Raw genomic sequence first — 19,309 nt, 5'->3', positions numbered from 1 at the left:
CAATGAAAAAGCTGTTAAATTACATGAAGCTGCGCGAGAAGCTGCTGCTCATGTACGTACTGTCCGTATTTATTCCCATTGTCCTCACCAATATCGTGTTCTATCACGTCACAACCACCAATATCCGCAATCAAAAAATCCGTGATGCCGACATGGCACTGAACAATTTGAGAGCCGAACTGCAGGTGGCAATCGACCAGGGAGTAGGCTTATCGTATTCGCTGTATGCCGACCCCATCTTTAATAAGACCATTTCCCGCAAATTCACCAGTGAGATGGATTATGTACAGACATTCAACAGCTACCTGGAAGGAGCCTTGTCCAATCAAGGCGTACAGGGTGTCCGTTGGTATCAGGTGTACACCGATAATCCTACAGTGCTGACCTCCGGCTATATTGACCGTCTAACCGGTAAAATCCGCAAATCAGACTGGTATACCCAGTCCAAAGCCTTGTCGGCACCTTATCCGACCTTTGTCTATTCGGAGCAGAAATTCAGTCTGATTCAAAAATTAAATAATTATTACACCAGCGGAATGGAGCAGCTCGTCAAAATTGATTTGAACATGGAGCGGATTCAGCAGATTTTTAACGGCAGCACCTTCAATGGCGCTGTGTATCTGTTAGATCCCCAAGGCCGGGTTCAGTATGCGAATGATGAGGCGGCGAGCCCGGGGCTGGTCCCTTTCAGGAGCATTCTCCAGCCTAAGAATTCCCTTGAATTCCAGGCTGCGTATACCGGGATTAATTATCTGGAAGGGTGGACACTTGCGGGCGTGATGAATGAGGAGCTTGTGCTGAACGAAGTCAGGAAATCGCGTTCTTTTGTCATTTGGTTTGCCTGCATCAACTTTATATTGCCCACAATCATCATTGCGGTGATGTCCCGCTCGATTCATGTACGGCTGGTCCGGATTCTCAAATATATGAAGAAGGTCAAGGCGCAGAACTTCCAGACCATTCCCTATGAAGAGGCCAGAGATGAGATCGGCCAGTTAACCATGGAGTTCAACCGCATGACCGAAACGATCAACAGCCTGATTAACGAGGTCTACGTTGCCGATATCCAGAAGAAGGACCTGGAGCTTAGGGAGCAGCAAGCGCAGCTGCATGCCCTGCTTAGCCAGATTAATCCCCATTTCCTGTTCAACTCGCTCGAATCCGTGCGCATGCGCAGCATCATCAAGGGCGAGAAGGAGACGGCAAAGATCATTCAGCATATGGCGAAAATGTTCCGGAAGTCCATCTCCTGGAGTCAGAACTATGTTACCGTCAGCGAAGAGCTGGAGCTGATTGAGAGCTTCCTGGAGATTCAGCAGTACCGCTTCGGCGACAAGCTGGAATATAGCATCGTGGCAGACCCGGAAGCCCTGAGGCAGCGGATTCCCAAAATGGTGCTGTTGCCGTTTGTCGAGAATGCCAGTATCCATGGGGTCGAGTCCATCGCGGATAGCGGAATCATCTCCATCTCAGTGACTGTGCAAGCAGAACGGCTGATTCTCAGACTGGAGGATAACGGGATGGGGCTGTCACCGGAGAAGCTGGAGGAGCTGCTGCTCTATCTGCAGGAGGATGGCGGTATCGGTGAGCGGGTTGGGATGAAGAATGCATACTACCGCCTGAAGCTGATCTTCCAGGATCAGTTTGAATTTGCAGTTGAGACCCGGGAAGGGGAAGGGATGGTTATTCTCATCTCCCTGCCGCTGATGGATAACAGCACCGTATGACATCGCAATATGGGTATACATTTTGAAGCACAAGGTATGGTTTGTCGGGTAAGAAAGTAAGCGGTTTCTTGGTATATTGAAAGAGCTTACACAATTTATGGAATTACAAGAACAGTTAAGGGGGATTTAGTAAAAATGTTAAAAAATAAGCTTTTGACCACCAGTCTGGTACTCATTCTGGCGGCGGCATTGGGAGGCTGCGGCGGAGGCAACAGCAACACTGCGCCGGACACCTCAGCACAGAGCACGAATGCGGGAGGCAATGAGGATGCTCCGGCAGTGACCTACAAGTATTTCAGCTTCGGGGCACCCAAGAAACAAGTCTTGGGAAGTGAAACAACAATCGGCAAAGAGCTGCAGAATCAGACTGGAGTGGACTGGAATATTGAATATCTGGTCGGCGATGGGGATACCAAGGCGGGCGTGATGATTGCCAGCGGAGACTATCCGGACATTATTGATTCCAGCGGTCAAATGGCTAAGCTTATGGACGCAGGGGCATTTATTCCGCTTGATGATCTTATTGAACAATACGGACCCAATATTAAACGGGTATACGGACCCTACTTTGATAAATTCAGACAACAAGACGGCAAGCTCTACTTCTTCCCTTACGGTGCGAACATCGGCTATGTCTCCGAGCCTAACTTCCAGACCGGCTTCTACATTCAGCGGTCTGTGCTGAAGGAATTCAATTATCCGAAGATTAAGACGCTTGATGAATATTTCGACTTGCTGAAGCAATACAAAGAGAAGCATCCCCAGGTGGGCGGACAGGAGACGATTGGCTTCGCTACCCTTGCTGGTGAACAGGGAAGCTTCTTCACCCTTCAGAATCCAGCCAATCACCTGGCAGGCTATCCGAATGACGGCAGCACCATTGTCGATATGAAGACCCATGAGGCTAAGCTGGTTGGGGGCTCCGATTATCAGAAGCGATGGATCAAGAAGCTGAATGAAGCTAACGCCGAGGGGCTGGTTGACCCTGAATCCTTCACCATGAACAGAGACCAGTATCTGGCGAAGCTGACGTCGGGACGTGTACTCGGGTACTTCAGCTATTCCTGGCAGGTTGGGGATGCGACGAATAACCTCAAGAAGGCCGGTAATGACGACATGCGCTATGTTGCGCTTCCGATCGTATTTGATAAAGAGATCAAGGATCAATATATTGACCCTCCCGGCTTCGTAAACAATTATGGTGTAGGCATTACAGTGAAAGCCAAAGACCCCGTTCGTATTATCCAATACTTCGACAACCTGCTCAAGGAAGAGAATCAGATTCTGGTTCAATGGGGTATCAAGGATCAGAGCTACGCTGTTGACGCGAATGGAAGATTCACTTATGCCAACGATGCGCAGCGCCAGCTGCACGAAGATCCTGAGCAGAGCATGAAATTCGGGTTTGACTATTTCAACTACAGCTGGCCGCGTTATGGCAATAACTCTGTTCTGCAGGATGGCAATGCCTATGGTCCGGGTAACCAGCCTGAGGTAGCCTCTTACGGTTATACGGATGGCGACAAGAAGCTGCTCGAAGCTTACGGAGTGAAGACCTTCAGTGAGCTGTTCAACGACCCCGATGAGCGCCCTTGGTCTCCTGCCTGGTCCATTGCCCTGGAACAAGGTTCCCCTGAACAGATGTTCATTACCAAGGCTGACGATTTACAGCGTAAACATCTGCCTGCTATGGTTCTGGACACACCGGCCAACTTCGACAAGAATTGGGGAGATTACATGGCCCAGTTCGACAAGCTGGATAAGAAAACCTATGAAGATTTCATCACCAAGAAGGTTCAGGAACGTGTAGCAGGCAAATGGTAATCTAGAGACAGAACCAGCTATAAGCTGCGGGCTGGAAGGGGGAAGCTGCTCCGGCCCGCAGCTGTAATCAGCAAGGTGTCAGAAGGGAGAAGAACCAGTGGAGAAACCAGTACATGCTCTACCCCCCCTCAACAACAAGGGAATCCTTTTCAATAGAAACCATTCATTCTTCAAGCGTCTTATTCAGCAGAGAACACTGGCTTTCATGTGTATTCCTTTTGTTCTTTGGGCGTTTGTATTCAAGTACCTCCCGCTCTGGGGCTGGACCATGGCTTTTCAGAATTACAAGCCGGCCAAGAGCTTCTCAGAGCAGCAATGGGCGGGGTTAAAGCACTTTAGGATACTGTTTGAGGACAGCACCTTTTATCGTGTGCTGCGGAATACACTCGTCATGAGCGGTATTCAATTAGTATTTGGGTTTGTTACGGCAATTACGCTTGCGCTTCTGTTAAATGAGCTGAAGAATATTATTTTTAAGCGTGTGGTGCAAACCGTCAGCTACTTGCCGCATTTCATCTCCTGGGTAGTGGCGTCGAGTATTGTGCTGACGGTATTATCGCCGGACGGGATTGTCAATGTCCTGCTTACCAAGCTTCATCTCCTGGACAAACCTGTACTCTGGATGGGCAAAGGGAGTTATTTCTGGGGAATTCTCGGGGCAACACAGGTATGGAAGGATGTGGGCTGGAACACCATCATCTACCTGGCCGCCATCACTTCCATCGACCCCTCTCAATATGAGGCGGCTGAAATCGACGGAGCCAGCCGTTTTCAGCGGATGCTTAATATCACGCTTCCCGGACTCAAGCCGGTTATTATCATTCTCCTGATTATGAATATGGGTAATATTCTTGAGTCCGGATTTGAGGCGCAATATTTGCTCGGTAACGGGATGAACATTGACTTCTCGGAGAACCTGGATATATTCGTGCTGAAATATGGACTTGGAATGGGTAATTTCTCCCTGGGTACTGCTGCAGGGATATTCAAAACTTTGGTCAGCTTCATCTTCCTGTTCTCAGCCAACAGCATCGCCAAAAAAATGGGAGAAAGCAGATTATTCTAAAAGGAGGTATATGTCATGCAAGCAGCAAGAAAATCGCGTTTGCGTAATTCCAGTCTGGGAGACCGTGTATTTGATATTTGCAACATCATTTTTATGCTATGTCTGATGATTGTCACGATGTATCCCTTCGTTAATATGATCGCCATCTCCCTTAATGATGCTAATGATGCTGTCAGAGGCGGGATTTATTTGTGGCCGCGGATGTGGACCTTTAGCAATTACAAGTATATCTTCGGGGAATCGGACATCTATCATGCCACGCTGATCTCCCTTCTGCGTACAGTGATCGGAACGGCAGTCTCAGTCTTCTGTACCGCCATGCTGGCCTTCACCTTGAGCCGCCAGGAATTCGTACTCCGCAAGTTCGTCACAATGTTCTTCGTATTCACCATGTATTTCAGCGGCGGCCTGATTCCCGGCTACCTGCTGATCCGGAATGTGGGCCTGACGGATTCTTTCTGGGTCTATATTGTTCCGGGGATTATCGGTGTGTTCAATATGATTGTCATCCGATCTTTCATTGAAGGCCTGCCTGAAGGGATTCTGGAGTCCGCCCGGATCGACGGTGCCGGGGAATTCACGACCTTTGTCCGTGTAGTACTGCCGTTGACGATTCCTGCAATGGCCACTGTATCTCTGTTTGTGGCTGTGGGACAGTGGAATTCCTGGTTTGATGTATTTCTGTACAACTCCTCCAATATCAAGCTGAGCACACTTCAGTACGAGCTGATGAAAATTCTGCAGACAACCAATACGTCTGCGACTGCAGGTGCAGTGGATGCCTATCAATCTGCAGATAATGCAGTAAGGGTAACGCCAACCTCGTTGCGTGCTACGATGACCATCGTTGCAAGTGTACCCATTCTGATGGTCTATCCGTTCCTGCAGAAGTATTTTGTTCAGGGGATGACGGTCGGCGGCGTTAAGGGTTGATGACAGGGGGGAGGGGCAGGGATTTAACCTGCCTGCACCCCGCTTGAGGTTATATCATCTTATGAATCCAAGCATCGGTATACAATACAGTAAGTGCAAGACAACAGATTGTTATGATTGTTCTCTGCCTATAAATGAAGAGATAGTTCCTCTTATAATAGAAGCAGAGTGCAATTATGAGAGCCGGATGGGGATGGAAGCAATGAGTGAGGAGTACATGAACACCCTGGAGAATTTCAATAACATTCATGCCTTTTTGAGAACAATGGTAACTTTGACGGGGCAGCTTCTTCAGCTTAATTGTCCACCCGGATTATCCGCAACTGGCAGGCGAGATGGTGGAATGGACACGGAATGTATGGGGCGAGGGGAAAAAGAAGCTCAACACCGACTGCTATCCCTATGGTCTGGAGGTTCAGGCATTATTAGACCAAGGATTTGTGCAGGATTCTCATATCGGGAACACCCGAAGATACGATCTTACGCATACGGAATACATTTTGAATCTGGAAGAAGGGTTCCATATCCGCTCAATGGCGGAAGGGACAGACGAAGGCCAATGCAGGGAGCATAGAGTACTGGAGAAAAGATCTAAAGTCCTATAAGGCGGAGCTTGATTTCTCGGTAGTGGATGATAAAGGGCGGCCTGTTGCCTTCTGTTTCGGGTTCGTGGATCAGGACAACAAGATAGCGGTTATAGAGACGATTGGGACCCACCCGGATTACCGGCAACGCGGCTTCGGCAAGTCTGTCATTTCTGCATGCTTCATCCGCTTGAAGGAGCAAGGTGTGACAACGGCATACATTACGGGTTTTTCTGCTGAGGCTAATGCCCTCTATCAATCTCTGCATCCAGTGGAGATTATTCCAATGCATTCGTATGTGTATGAACGTCAAATCTAGTCCGTACAGGCGTTACTGATGGATTTCGATGCTCCAAATATTTTTTTGCTCAGCAGCTTCCTCAGCAGGATTCCGGACTTAGTTTATCGAATAAACAAAGTGTGGGGATGTACATATAATCTATGAGAGGAATGAGCAGCTTTGGACATGAACCATCAGAAGTATACAACACAAGCAGCGGGATATGATCAGGAGAAAGCAGGAATTGAGCGTGGTAAGATCACGATGATCGAATATCCCTCTGCAACAGTTGGCAACCCCCGGAAGGCAAGAGTCTATACGCCGCCTGGCTATTCAGACGCTGAGAAATACAGTGTACTGTATCTGCTGCACGGCATTGGCGGAGATGAGGACGAATGGTACACACACGGCACGCCGCAGATTATTCTGGACAACCTGTATGCCGATCACAAGCTGAAGCCGATGATTGTAGTTCTGCCGAATGGCCGGGCGATGCAGAATGACCGTGCGGTGGGCGACATCTTTGCGCCTGACAAGCTGGAAGCCTTCGGGGCCTTTGAGTCTGATCTGCTGAACGATCTGATCCCTTATATTGAAGCGAACTATTCCGTGCTGACGGACCGGGAGCACCGCGCGCTGGCCGGGCTGTCCATGGGCGGAGGGCAATCGCTCAACATGGGTCTGAATAACCTGGACCGCTTCGCCTGGGTGGGAGCCTTCTCACCGGCACCTAACACGAAGGAGCCTGAGCTGCTGGTACCGGACCCGCAGAAGGCAGCGGATGCGCTTAAGCTTCTCTGGTTATCCTGCGGAGACCTCGACAGCCTGAAGTATGTCAGCGACCGCACCCATGCTTATTTCTCAGAGCATAACGTGCCTCACATCTGGGTGGAGGAACAGGGCGACCATGACTGGCCGGTCTGGAAGAACGGCTTGTACCAGTTCGCTCAGCTTATTTTCTAAATGGTCTAGGAGGCGCCCGGAGTGGGTGCCTCCTATTCTGGCTGGAAGCGCTGCGTAATCTCCTGCCAATCACCCGCCCAACGTACGATGACCGCCAACTAATTACTCAGTAATTACTCAACTAACGTCTGTTTATCATCCACCGGTCACACAAGACAGCACAGCACGCGGCTATGGAGAAGTTGCGAGGAAATAGATGGAATTTATACACTTGCTGATGAACCAACTTTCCTTACGGGAACAGGAGTTGGATAAAAGGCACTTAATTCATCACAATTCACCTGAAGTGGGTGAAATCTCAAAATTAATTATGTTTTTTCCACTTGTTGCCGGGTAATCCTTAGAAAGCGGGAAATTAAGATACGTTTATCCATTTGTTTGCCGATGAGGTACCCGAACGGCTGGAGATTGGTTCGTTGGCCGGAATTGAGAGACGGAAGCCGCCAAAAAAGGCAGTCCCAAAGCCATTACATAATGGCTCCGGGGCTGCCTTTTCTTTTGCTTTTACAGCTTACGCATTAACGTTCATTTGCTTACTTGTTAGCAATCGCGTCAGCACGCATTTTAACGATTTTCTCTGCTCTTTCCTTGTCTACCGCGAAGACATCGTTCCAGCCCAGACCTTCCACATCGCTCTTCAGCTTGGTCCAGAGCTGGTCGAATTCGGCCTGGTCCTTGGCGAAGATCATTTTCCAGGAGGTGTTCTTGACATAATCCGAGATCTGGCTGCGTTTGTTCTTGACGTCAGAGGAATCGGAGCCAAGACTGGTGTTGATGTTCGGCACGATGTCGATCATGTTGTTCTTTGTATAGTACTCGGTCGGAGTAGTGGCGTCATAGGTGCTCTGCCAGTCGGTGGTCAGCTTGGTTTTATTCGCTTCGATGGTGGAAGCCCAGTAGGTGCTGTTATAGAACTCTTTGGTTTCCGGGTCGGTCACGAAATCACTCATAATCATCGAGTTGACCTTGCTCTGGCCATCCTGGTAACCGCCGCCGCCATATTCAGCAGGGACCGGGGTGTTTTCCTGGAATGCAGTCTGACCAACTTCGGTCAGCTTGAATTTGCCGTCTGCTGTCTTTTCATAGTTGAAGCCCTCAAAACCGTTGGTATAGTAACGCAGGCCCTCCGGTGAAGACATCCAGTCCATCAGTTCCATGATTCTTTCCGGTTCTTTCGCTTTGGAGCCGATGGCGAATACTCTGCCGTTCCCGAAATAAGCATCACTGTTCTGGATCAGGTGGGTATCGCCAATCGGAACTGCCACGTTGCCGTCACCCTGGTTGCCGCGTTCAATCGTGTTGTAGAAGCCTCTCTGCCAGGAGTACCACAGGAGCAGCACCTGCTTGTTGGTCAGCTTCTCAGATACCTTGTTCCAGTCCTGGGAAGGGGAATCCGGGTCGACGAGACCCATTTTGTTAGCGTCATAATAGAACTGCAGAATCTTCTTGTACATGCTGTTGTCGTCCACAATCGGAACGATATCGCCTTTGGCATTCAATTGAATCGTTGTCGTACCGTTCGGCTGCTCATAGCCATACCAGTTGCTCAGCCACCGGACATTCTCCATGCTTCCGCCGTCCCAGTCCTTCCACAGCGTAATCGGAACAATCGGCTTGCCGTCCGGAGTCTTCGGATATTTAGCCTGCATGTCCTTCAGGGCTGTCATCAGGTCGTTCAGATTGTTCAGCTTCGGCGCGCCGATTCCCTTGTAATAATCCCAAGGCATGATCGGGCTGGAGTATGGCAGCTCTTCCGAGAAGGTCGTTGGCGAAGTATCGGCGGTGAAGGCCGGGAGAGCATAGATTTTACCATCCGGATTCTGTTTCTCGAAGGCCACATTGAACGGCTTGAAGTGATTGTCTACATATTGGGACAGATGCTCCGTGTTCTTAATCATGTCGGTTAGATCCATAATCATGCCTGCCGGAATCAGTTCCTCAAGCTGGCTGTTCTCAATAATCAGGAGGTCGCCGAGGTCACCGGATGCCGAGCGTGTCTTGTACAGCTGGTCGCCCGCTACCTGCGGAGCCAGAATGTTCAGTGTGATATTGAACTTGTCTTTCAGCAGCTTGCCGTACCATCCCGTCTGCTCGCCTTGATAGTTAGCTGCGTTGTCGAATACCGTAATGGTTAGTGGTTTGCTGTGATCGATGCCTTTGCTTGTGCCCGGATCGGATGACTCAGCAGGTGTTCCGGGCTCGGCCGTCCCCGCAGCAGCTCCTCCATTGTTGGAATTACCACTGCAACCACTTAGCGCCGTTGTTACCAGCAGGATGGTCGTCCCTAGTAACAGCGCGGACTTTCTGCCCAGCTTGATGTGTGTTTTCATGTGTAGCCCCCCGAATGTTTAATGTATCATAAATGGCGCTGGCGGATTAGCCTTTGACCGCACCAATTATAATTCCTTTGACAAAAAATCTCTGGAAGATCGGATATACCAGCAGAATAGGTGCGACTACGATAATGGTTACGGTCATGCGGATGGAGGTAGAGGTCTGCTTGGTCGCCAGGGTTGCCATAGCCGTGGAGCCGGCATTCTGCAGATTGACCATGGTCGACAAGGAGCTTGCCTGGTTGATGTAGTTATATAGTATGAACTGTAAGCTGTAGAGCTTACTGTCCGTTACCAGCAGGAGCGTATCCTGGAAAGAGTTCCACTGGTTGACCGCTGAGAAGATGGCAACGGTTGCAAGGATCGGCTTGCTGATCGGCAGAATGACTTTGTAAAAAATCGTGAAGATTCCTGCGCCGTCAATACTGGCCGCCTGCTGAAGCTCCTTCGGTGTTGCCTCGACGAAGGTTTTGACCAGGATGATGAAGAAAGGAGCAACAACGGACGGAAGAATATAAGCCAGGAAGTTGTCCGTCAGATGCAGCGATCTCATGGTCAGATACCAAGGAATGATCCCGGCGTTGAAGAACATCGTGATAATGGTGAAGCGGTACCAGAACTTCTTGCCCCACATGTCCTCCTGGGCGAACATAAAACCGAGGAAGGCCGAGGCGCCGACCGTCAGCAGCGTACCGATTACGGTTCTGCCGAGAGAGATCATGAACGCATTGCCCAGACCCGGGATTTTGAACACATCGATATAATTCTGGAAATGAATCCCCTTAGGCCAGAAAATAATTTCGCCCTTCGCACTGAGATCATTCGCGCTGATCGTATTGATAATGATCGAGTAGAACGGATAAACGCAGATGAAGGCGAACAGTGAGAACAGGATGTAGATAATAGTAGAGATGATTTTATCGGTAGCGCTGACCTGCATTTTGACTGTTTTCTTGGTGAGGTCAATCTCGCGGGTGTTTGGCGTAAGACTGGTCTGGTTGTCACTCATACAATGCCCTCTCCTCTCAGCATTTTGGACAGCCCGTTCACCGAAAAGAGAAGCACCACGCTGATTACACTCTTCAGCATACTGATCGCAACAGAGACGGAATAGCTGCCGCCGCCCATGGCGAGGTTATACACATATAGATCAAGAACCTGAATAGTGTCCTTGTTAAACGCATTCTGGAATACGAAATACTGCTCCAATCCGTTGTTCAGGAAGCTGGCAATCTGGAGCATCAGCAGGACGAAGTAGGTTGGCATCATGCTTGGCAATACGACATGGCGGATCACCTGCATCCGGGTAGCCCCGTCTACATAAGCCGCTTCATACAGCGATTCGTCGATGCCCATGATGGCTGCGATGTACAGAATGGCGGACCAGCCCAGTGTCTTCCAGGTAGCCCAAGCCCACATCGTCCACCATACGTGCTCGGAGCTCTGCAGGAACATGGTTGGAGAATCGGTCAGCCCGGTCATATGCAGGAAGCCGTTGACCATCCCTTCGCTGGAGAACATGGAGAAGGCGAGGGAGTACACAAGCACCCAACTGATGAAGTTCGGCAGTGTGGTGACTGTCTGGATGAATTTGCGGAAACGTACCGCCTTGATTTCGGTCAGGAAAATAGCGAAGATCATCGGGAGCCAGGAGAAAAGGATGCCCAGTCCGCTGATGCCGAAGGTATTCCAGATGACCTGCATTAACTGGTCGATCTTGACCTGATTCTCAACCAGGGAATGGAACCATTTGAAACCGACGAACTCGGAGGCGGACAACGGGATAGGCGGGGTGTAGTCAAAAAATGCATATACCCATCCATAAAGCGGATAGTAGGCAAAGACAGCGAGTAAAAGCATAAAGGGAGAGATGTAAAGGAATTTCCGGAACGAATTGCTTCTCATGCTCTGGCTGCGCATTGTTTCACTCCTCATCATATTCTCTTTGTATGATTGCTTCCTGAAGCTAAGCCGGGGCAAGCAATCCTGAGTAACTTGTCTGGTTGTCATCCCCCTTCATAATAAAAGCAATGATAAGCAATTTCGGAGTAATTGATAACGCTTTCATGTATGAAACTATAATAAGTTATCGTCTATCTTCCTACAATGACCGATCCTCACCAATTATTGATCTATTGTAAGGTGAAGGAGACGCGGACGAAAAGGGCAATGGCATGGGAGGAGGAAGGGAGAGAAGCAGGAGACGCGGATGAAACGGGAGTTTATAGGAGTGGGAAGAAGGCATACGGGAGGCTAGCGGCCGGACTTATTCAGAGCCTTGCTCCAGATTTCGCACAGGCCGCTCCTTCCAATCCCTCTGCCTCAGGCAGTGATGAAGCATTGCTTGCGGTATTCATTGGCACTGGTCCCGGTGTATTCTCTGAATTTCTTGTAGAACCAGTCGGTTTCCGAATACCCGACAGCGTCTGCAATCTCATAGATTTTCATGTCAGTCGTTTCCAGCAGCAGCTTAGCCTTCTCCATCCGCTGGCGCAGGAGATATTCGTTGAAGGATATCTTCTCCTGCTGCTTGAACTTCTGTCCGAGATAAGCGCAATTGAAGTTCAAGGAGTCGGAAATCTGCTTGAGCGTAATATTACGATGGAGCTGCGCATCCACGTATTGCTTGATCGTACTGACAATTGGAGACGGGGAGGGCGGCTCTTTTTGAAGGGTGAACTCCGCATAATCCTGCTCCGCAGCAGCCGGTCTGCCGTCCGGAGCCAGCACCCGACTAATTGCCTCCAGACTTCCGCTCAGCTCAGCCGGGTCCACCGGGTCTTTCAAGTAATCGCTTACATTGTAGAGTAAAGCTTGGCGCGCCAAGCCGAAATCCCCGCTGCCGCCGAGCAGGATAATCGGAACGGAGCAACCTTGCCTGATCTGCTCACAGACTCTCATGCCCGCCGCATGGGCGTCCCTAATGTTCAGAAGAACCAGCGATATCCCCTCGCTGTGGATCAGCCGCAGAATATCGGATGAATAATCAGCATGCGCATGAATGATGAAATTCTTAAGTCTGCTCCCTGCCATATAAGAAGCGATCTCCCGCACCTGACGGTTTCGCTCTACACATAAGATTCTGTACAAGATGAAGACCCCGCTTTCAGAGAGAAGTTAAGCTTCCTTCATCCATTATGTGCAACACAGCCGGGCGCTACAATGTGCAATTCTTGCACCAGGCTCCATTTGTTTACCTGATCGGAATCCGGTTGCCCGGCGGATAAGGACTTGCGGACCCGACCTATAATTTGACAGGTGAACACCTGAAGTTAGACGGGTTGCTGCCTGAAAATGTAAGCGCTAAACTTTCGAGGTAAGTCATTCATACTTGGGGGGACAGATCATGCGGGCAAAAAAAGTAATGTCAGTATTCATTAGTATGTTGTTATTAGCTGCAACGACGGCTTGCGGCGGCGGAGCAGGGAACGGCGGGAACGCCGGAGGGGGAGCATCAGCCCAGCCGGCGGCGGCTACGGAGGCTCCGGCAGCTGAGGCCACTGCGGAAGCTACGCCGGCTGCGGAGCCGAGCAATGCTACACCGGACAAGGATTTCGATATGGGCGGCAGAACGATCAAGATTGTCTCCTGGTGGGATATGAAGATTCCCGAGGACAATCCTGACAATATCCAGCGCTCTAAGAATCTGAAGGAATTGATGGCCAAGCATAACTTCAAGGTTGAATATGTAGCGCTGGACTTCGGTGAATACCAGAAGAAGGTAGTGGCTTCACTGGTTGCCGGTGAACCGCTTGGCGATATTGTCAGAATGGGCAAGGGATATATGATTCCGGTGCTGACGAAGCAGGATATGTTCTGGCCGGTAGACGAGTACACCAAGAATGAGAATGCCTTCAATCAGCGGATGACTACGGAATTCTCACAATATGAGGGCCGGGGCTATGGCTTCTCGGAGAATGCGGGCAACCTGATCAGCGGGGTCTTCTATAACCGCACGCTGATGAAGAAGCTGGGCATGAAGCCGCTCCAGGAATATGTGAACGAGGATAACTGGAACTGGGAGACCTTCACCCAAGTCGCCAAAGAAGCGAACAAGGATACAGATAACAACGGAAAACTTGATGTTTGGGGCCTGGCCTCAGGCGGGTTCTTAGAGATGGCAATGGCCTCCAACGAGACCGATCTGACCATTGAGGACAAACAGAATCTCGATGATCCCAAGCTGCTGGAGGTCTTCAAGTTCATCGCGAAGCTGGGAGCTGAGAAGGTAGCGCGGCCGACTGAAGGCGGGGACTGGCAGGAACCGGCGCAGTTCTTCCGCCAGGGGAACACGCTGATGTATGCGGGAGCCGATTATGAGGCGAACGGCTTCAAGACGGATATGAAGGATTATGACATCGGCTTTGTTCCTTTTCCAAAAGGGCCTAATGCTACCGAATACCACAGTGTGGAATCCAATGTCCAGTTCCTGACGATCCCGAAGAAGGCCGAGAATCCGGACCAGCTGCTGTATATCTGGGAGAAGATCAACGATATCGAGTCGATCTACGATTATCCGAAGCAGGCTTCCCTGGAGAGCACATATGACAACGAGGATGATATCAACAACGCCAAGCTGGTCGAAGGCGGTATGCTGTTAACGAACCATAACACCTTCTCGACTATGCCTTACTACGAGATGATTGACGAGTTGAAAAAGGGAACGTCGGCATCTACTGTCATTCAGAAGTACAAGGCGAAGGTTCAGGCTTCTGTAGACGCGGTCTACAAAAAATAAACGGATATCCGCATGGAACAACAGTCCCCCGCGGACTGTTGTTCCCATTCTTGCGGCAATTTACATGATCCATCGCTTAAGGGGAGGAGTACGATTGAATATTCGAATCAGGAACATAGCGATTATATTGGTTGTTGTCCTGCTGGCCGGGACGATCTGGATATTTAATTCCCCGGGGCAGCGTGTGCATTCCGATTCTCCCGCAGTAGGCAAGTTCACAGCAGCCGCGCAGGATGCCGAAGAAGGCAGCTATGAAGCCTATCTGAAGCAACACGGGGATGCCCCGCGCCCTGACCGGGAGATCCGTATCGAAGGGGAGAGCTATTCCCCTGGCAGCGGAGATGTCTTCGAGGTGAAGCAGCAATTCGAGGGGCTTGACGGAACAGCAGTCATTACACCGGAATCGGGAACCATCTCCTGGGAGGTGCCGGTTCCGGAATCCGGGCTGTACAACATCCGGGTTCATTATTATCCGGTGGAAGGCAAAAGCTCGTCGATTGAGCGTTCCTTATCCATCAACCGGGAGGTGCCGTTCAAGGGAGCGGATACCTTGCTCTTCGACCGGGTCTGGGGGAACCGTGAAGAAGTCATCAAGCAGGATGACCGCGGCAATGATCTGCGCCCCAGACAGGTGGAGCAGCCGGTGTGGCAGTCCACGGTTATTGCGGACAGTGAAGGCTTCTATGAGGAACCATATGCCTTCTATCTGGAGCAGGGGAACCAGACCCTGTCGCTGACTGCGCTCCGTGAGCCGATGGCCATTGATTATATCGAGCTGTTCCAGGACCGGACAGTGCGGTCTTATGCAGAGGCTCAGCAGGATTATGAGACTAAGGGCCTTCAGCCGGTAAAAGAGCCTTATATCGAGGTCCAGGCCGAAGCGGCATCCGCCAAATCCTCGCCTACCTTATATCCGTTATCTGACCGCTCCAGCCCGGCAGTAGTGCCTTATGCGGTCTCGAAGCTAAGAATCAATACCATCGGCGGGGTGAACTGGAAGCTGCCGGGGCAATGGATCGAATGGGAGATTGATGTCCCTGAAGAAGGTCTGTACCGGATAGCGCTCAAGGAGAAGCAGAATCAGCTCCGGGGTGTCTATGCCAATCGCAGCCTGACCATTGACGGTGAATATCCCTTCACCGAGATGAAGCAGATCCGCTTCAATTACTCGCCCGGCTGGCAGATGAATGTACTCGGCGGGGAAGAGCCTTATCTGTTCCATCTTACACAAGGGACGCACAAGCTGAGACTGACCGTGACCCTGGGCGATATCGCCCCGCTGGTCCGTACCATCCAGTCCAGTGTCCTGACCCTGAATGAAATGTACCGCAATATTCTGGCGATTACCTCCAATAACCCGGATAAGTTCCGTGACTATCAGCTGGAGAAGCGGATACCGGAGATGACCAAGGTGTTCCGGGAGCAGGCGGAGATTATCCGCAGTGTCGGTGAATATCTGGAGCAGGCCACCGGGGAACGCAGCGACAAGGTATCCGTGCTGTACTCGATGGTCACCCAGCTGGAGGATATGGCTAAGCACCCGGATACGGTAGCCAAACGGCTGGTCTCCTTCAAGACGAATGTCGGCGGTCTGGGAACCTGGATTCTAAGCGTGCGGGAACAGCCGCTGACACTGGATTCACTGGTGGTCTCGGCGCCGGATAAGCCGCTCCCGTCTGCGCAGGCTACCTTCTTCCAGAAGCTGAAGCATGAGCTCAGAGCCTATGGTGCCTCGTATACCGAAGACTACGACAGTATCGGTAACGTGACGAAGAATCAGAAGGCGATTACGGTCTGGATCTCGACTGGCCGGGATCAGGCTCAAGTGATGAAGAGCATGATTGACGATACCTTTACACCGGATACGGGTATCTCTGTGGCGCTGCGGCTGGTGCCTCCGAACATTCTGCTGCCGGCAACCCTGGCGGGCGAAGGGCCGGATGTAGCCATGCAGATCGGCGAGGACCTTCCAGTGAACTATGCGATGCGCAAAGCATCGGCTGATCTGTCCCAGTTCGCCGATTTCAAGGAAGTAGCTGAACGGTTCAGGGACAGTGCGCTCACCCCTTATAAGTACAACGGAAGTGTCTACGGGCTGCCTGAGCAGCAGATCTTCCCGATGCTTTTTTACCGGAAGGATATTCTGCAGGAGCTTGGCCTGGAGCCGCCTACTACGTGGGAGGAAGTCTACAATGTGGTCTCTGTTCTGCAGAGGCATAATCTGGAATTCTATCTTCCGCTGGAGGATACACTGAACAACGCGACGCTGGTGCCTAATGCGGCCTTCACCATGCTGCTCTACCAGAACGGCGGGCAGCTCTATACGGATGACCAGAAGCGAAGCGCGCTGAACTCGGAGACCTCCATGAGTGAATTTAACAAGTGGACCCAGTTCTATACCAATTACAAGTTCCCGGTGAAGGTGGACTTTCCGAACCGCTTCCGTACAGGTGAGATCCCGATCGGGATTGCCGATTATACCATCTATAACAGCCTGACGGTAATGGCGCCGGAAATCCGCAATTTGTGGGAATTCACGGTGGTGCCGGGAACGAAGCAGGCGGACGGCAAGGTGGACCATAGCGTGGCCAGCCATACAACCGGTGTCATGCTGCTGGAGAATGCCAAGGACAAGGATTCGTCCTGGGAATTCATGAAGTGGTGGACAGACAAGGACACCCAGGTCCAGTACGGCCGGGAAATGGAAGGGCTGATGGGAGCGGCGGCACGTTATCCGACCGCGAACATTGAAGCGCTGGAGGAGCTGCCGTGGCCTGTGAAGGATTACAAGGAGCTGGAGAGCCAGTGGCAATGGGTGAAGGGTAACCCTCAAGTTCCGGGCGGGTACTTCACAGGCCGGCATCTGGACAATGCGTTCCGCAAGGTGGTCAACGGGAATGTAAATCCGCGTGAAGCCCTGTCGGATTATCTGATCTACATTAACGATGAAATTCAGATCAAACGGAAGGAATTCAAACTTCCGTATTAGGTTGGAGGCTGCAAGCTGATGGTACAAATACACAATACCACTGAACCAGCCTTGCAAGGGCTGGCTGGCGGTCCGCTCAAGGAATCCCGCCTGGCGCAATTATGGAGAGATATCAAGAAGAGCAAGCATTATTATTTCATGATGAGTCCCTATATGATCATCTTCTTCCTGTTCACGGTGATCCCGGTGGTCGTCTCCTTCGGGCTGAGCTTTTTCTATTTCAATATGCTGGAGACGCCGAGATTCATAGGCTGGGAGAACTATTCCAGGCTGCTGCTGGGCGATGATGTGTTCATGATCGCGCTGAAGAACACCTTTTTGTTCGCTGTCATCACAGGCCCGTTAAGCTACATTGCCTGCTTCCTGTTCGCTTGGCTGATTAATGAGCTGTCGCCCTTCGTGCGGTCGCTGATGACGCTGGTCTTCTATGCGCCTTCGATCTCGGGCAATGTGTTCTTCATCTGGCTGATCGTCTTCTCGGGTGACAGCTATGGTTATCTCAACGGCTTCCTGATGAAGATCGGGGTGCTGCTGGAGCCGATCATCTGGCTGCAGAATGAGAAATACATTCTTCCCATCATCATTATTGTGCAGCTCTGGCTGAGTCTCGGCACAAGCTTCCTGGCCTTCATCGCCGGACTTCAGACCGTGGACCAGACGCTGTTCGAGGCGGGAGCGATGGACGGAATCAGGAACCGCTGGCAGGAGCTGTGGTTCATTACCCTGCCATCCATGCGTCCGCAGCTGATGTTCGGCGCGGTCATGCAGATTACCGCCTCCTTCGCGGTGGCCGAGGTCTCCATTGCGCTTGCGGGCTTCCCGAGCGTTAACTATGCAGGTCATACGGTCGTAACGCATCTGATGGATTACGGGACATTGCGCTTTGAGATGGGCTATGCCTCGGCGATTGCCACCATTCTCTTCGCGATTATGCTCGGAACCAACATGATGACCCAGAAGCTGCTCCGAAAGGTGGGTGAATGACCCTGTATTCAAGAGTGATAGGGGCTCTTCGCCCTCAAAAAAGACTGAACCGTTCCTTTGCTGTCAGCTTTATGCTCTTCGGCCTGCTGCTGGGCTTCGGCGCATTCATGGTTCTTCCGCTGATCTACGCGGTGAACAATGCCTTCAAGCCGCTGGATGAGCTGTTCATCTTCCCGCCAAGATTCCTGGTGCGGAACCCGACGCTGGAGAACTTCACCGATCTGATGGTGATCATGGGCAATTCCTGGGTGCCGTTCACCAGATATATTGCGAATACGCTGCTGATCACACTGGTAGGAACCGCAGGACACATCCTGCTGGCGTCGGCAGCGGCGTATCCGCTGGCCAAGTTCAAATTCCCGGGCTCAAGCATTCTGTTCAAAATTGTAGTGCTGTCCCTGATGTTCTCGCCGCATGTTACGGCAATACCGAACTATCTGGTCATGTCACAGCTGGGGTGGATCAATACCCAAGCTGCGATTATCGTGCCGTCACTGGCCTTTTCATTAGGGTTGTTCCTGATGAAGCAGTTCATGGAGCAGATCCCGGATGCGCTGATTGAGGCGGCCAAAATCGACGGTGCGAATGAGTACCGCGTGTTCTGGCAAATCGTAATGCCGAATGTGAAGCCGGCCTGGCTGACGCTGATGATTCTGCAATTTCCGGCGCTGTGGGGCACAGATGGAGGAAGCTTCATCTACAGTGAGAACCTGAAGACGCTTCACTACGCGCTTAGCCAGGTCATCCAGGGCGGGATTGCGCGTGCCGGGGTCGGAGCGGCAGTCGCGCTGCTGCTGATGACCGTGCCGATTCTGTTGTTCATTATTTCACAGAGCAGTGTCATCCAGACGATGGCTACTTCCGGTATGAAAGAGTAGAGAGGAGGAA

The 19,309-nt window shown here is 51.2% G+C and carries 15 protein-coding genes; 11 read left to right on the top strand and 4 right to left on the bottom strand.

Going from position 1 to position 19,309, the window contains the following annotated elements; all coding sequences use genetic code 11:
- Positions 1-2 precede the first annotated feature (2 nt).
- The 7 genes from NSU18_RS07735 (at position 3) to NSU18_RS07705 (ending at position 7,377) form a co-directional block, all read left to right on the top strand.
- Positions 3-1,727: a sensor histidine kinase gene (locus NSU18_RS07735; RefSeq protein ID WP_341148704.1), complete on the top strand. Its 1,725-nt coding sequence runs from the start codon at positions 3-5 to the stop codon at positions 1,725-1,727.
- Between the two features lie 135 nt (positions 1,728-1,862).
- A complete protein-coding gene (locus tag NSU18_RS07730) occupies positions 1,863-3,551 on the top strand; it encodes an ABC transporter substrate-binding protein (RefSeq protein WP_341020701.1) in 1,689 nt (562 codons plus the stop codon).
- A 142-nt stretch (positions 3,552-3,693) separates the two neighbouring features.
- Positions 3,694-4,617 carry an ABC transporter permease gene (locus NSU18_RS07725; protein ID WP_341151003.1) on the top strand — a complete coding sequence of 308 codons (924 nt, stop codon included), beginning with the start codon at positions 3,694-3,696 and terminating at the stop codon, positions 4,615-4,617.
- Between the two features lie 15 nt (positions 4,618-4,632).
- Positions 4,633-5,550 (top strand): carbohydrate ABC transporter permease, encoded by a 918-nt coding sequence (locus tag NSU18_RS07720; protein ID WP_341020703.1) that lies wholly within the window; start codon positions 4,633-4,635, stop codon positions 5,548-5,550.
- A gap of 338 nt (positions 5,551-5,888) precedes the next feature.
- Complete coding sequence (locus NSU18_RS07715; RefSeq protein WP_341148703.1) at positions 5,889-6,155, top strand: hypothetical protein; 267 nt, start codon at positions 5,889-5,891, stop codon at positions 6,153-6,155.
- On the top strand, positions 6,055-6,453 hold the full coding sequence (locus NSU18_RS07710; protein ID WP_341151002.1) for a GNAT family N-acetyltransferase: 399 nt from the start codon (positions 6,055-6,057) through the stop codon (positions 6,451-6,453). The genes NSU18_RS07715 and NSU18_RS07710 overlap by 101 nt, the downstream gene beginning before the upstream one ends.
- Positions 6,454-6,600: 147 nt before the next feature.
- The gene (locus tag NSU18_RS07705) at positions 6,601-7,377 is read left to right on the top strand and encodes an alpha/beta hydrolase (protein ID WP_341020707.1); all 777 of its coding nucleotides are present in this window, start codon (positions 6,601-6,603) and stop codon (positions 7,375-7,377) included.
- 533 nt (positions 7,378-7,910) lie between these two features.
- Here the strand turns inward: NSU18_RS07705 and NSU18_RS07700 are convergent.
- From NSU18_RS07700 to NSU18_RS07685, 4 genes are all read right to left on the bottom strand, one after another.
- Positions 7,911-9,707, bottom strand: coding sequence for a hypothetical protein (locus NSU18_RS07700; RefSeq protein WP_341020708.1), 1,797 nt, complete (start codon positions 9,705-9,707; stop codon positions 7,911-7,913).
- A gap of 46 nt (positions 9,708-9,753) precedes the next feature.
- Positions 9,754-10,719: a carbohydrate ABC transporter permease gene (locus NSU18_RS07695; protein WP_341020711.1), complete on the bottom strand. Its 966-nt coding sequence runs from the start codon at positions 10,717-10,719 to the stop codon at positions 9,754-9,756.
- Positions 10,716-11,570, bottom strand: a complete 855-nt coding sequence (locus NSU18_RS07690; RefSeq protein ID WP_341020713.1) for an ABC transporter permease subunit — start codon at positions 11,568-11,570, stop codon at positions 10,716-10,718. The genes NSU18_RS07695 and NSU18_RS07690 overlap by 4 nt, the downstream gene beginning before the upstream one ends.
- Positions 11,571-12,032: 462 nt before the next feature.
- Complete coding sequence (locus NSU18_RS07685; protein WP_341148702.1) at positions 12,033-12,800, bottom strand: helix-turn-helix transcriptional regulator; 768 nt, start codon at positions 12,798-12,800, stop codon at positions 12,033-12,035.
- A gap of 256 nt (positions 12,801-13,056) precedes the next feature.
- Between NSU18_RS07685 and NSU18_RS07680 the strand changes: the two genes are divergently transcribed.
- From NSU18_RS07680 to NSU18_RS07665, 4 genes are all read left to right on the top strand, one after another.
- Positions 13,057-14,448, top strand: a complete 1,392-nt coding sequence (locus tag NSU18_RS07680; protein ID WP_341020717.1) for an ABC transporter substrate-binding protein — start codon at positions 13,057-13,059, stop codon at positions 14,446-14,448.
- A 94-nt stretch (positions 14,449-14,542) separates the two neighbouring features.
- Positions 14,543-17,437, top strand: a complete 2,895-nt coding sequence (locus NSU18_RS07675; protein ID WP_341020720.1) for an extracellular solute-binding protein — start codon at positions 14,543-14,545, stop codon at positions 17,435-17,437.
- 18 nt (positions 17,438-17,455) lie between these two features.
- Entirely contained in the window at positions 17,456-18,421 is a 966-nt protein-coding gene (locus NSU18_RS07670) for a carbohydrate ABC transporter permease (RefSeq protein ID WP_341020723.1), read from the top strand.
- A complete protein-coding gene (locus NSU18_RS07665; RefSeq protein WP_341020725.1) occupies positions 18,418-19,299 on the top strand; it encodes a carbohydrate ABC transporter permease in 882 nt (293 codons plus the stop codon). Before NSU18_RS07670 ends, NSU18_RS07665 begins: the two co-directional genes overlap by 4 nt.
- Positions 19,300-19,309 lie beyond the last annotated feature (10 nt).

It is taken from the genome of Paenibacillus sp. FSL H8-0048, assembly GCF_038002825.1.
Taxonomy (GTDB): domain Bacteria; phylum Bacillota; class Bacilli; order Paenibacillales; family Paenibacillaceae; genus Paenibacillus_AQ.
Note: the sequence above shows the minus strand (reverse complement) of the source record. Positions and strands in the feature narration are given on the sequence as shown.

Coding starts and splice junctions, on each gene's coding strand:
- NSU18_RS07670 (WP_341020723.1), top strand. CDS start 17,456: ATGGTACAAATACACAATACCACTGAACCAGCCTTGCAAGGGCTGGCT.
- NSU18_RS07705 (WP_341020707.1), top strand. CDS start 6,601: ATGAACCATCAGAAGTATACAACACAAGCAGCGGGATATGATCAGGAG.
- NSU18_RS07690 (WP_341020713.1), bottom strand. CDS start 11,570: ATGCTTTTACTCGCTGTCTTTGCCTACTATCCGCTTTATGGATGGGTA.
- NSU18_RS07695 (WP_341020711.1), bottom strand. CDS start 10,719: ATGAGTGACAACCAGACCAGTCTTACGCCAAACACCCGCGAGATTGAC.
- NSU18_RS07700 (WP_341020708.1), bottom strand. CDS start 9,707: ATGAAAACACACATCAAGCTGGGCAGAAAGTCCGCGCTGTTACTAGGG.
- NSU18_RS07730 (WP_341020701.1), top strand. CDS start 1,863: ATGTTAAAAAATAAGCTTTTGACCACCAGTCTGGTACTCATTCTGGCG.
- NSU18_RS07735 (WP_341148704.1), top strand. CDS start 3: ATGAAAAAGCTGTTAAATTACATGAAGCTGCGCGAGAAGCTGCTGCTC.
- NSU18_RS07720 (WP_341020703.1), top strand. CDS start 4,633: ATGCAAGCAGCAAGAAAATCGCGTTTGCGTAATTCCAGTCTGGGAGAC.
- NSU18_RS07680 (WP_341020717.1), top strand. CDS start 13,057: ATGCGGGCAAAAAAAGTAATGTCAGTATTCATTAGTATGTTGTTATTA.
- NSU18_RS07665 (WP_341020725.1), top strand. CDS start 18,418: ATGACCCTGTATTCAAGAGTGATAGGGGCTCTTCGCCCTCAAAAAAGA.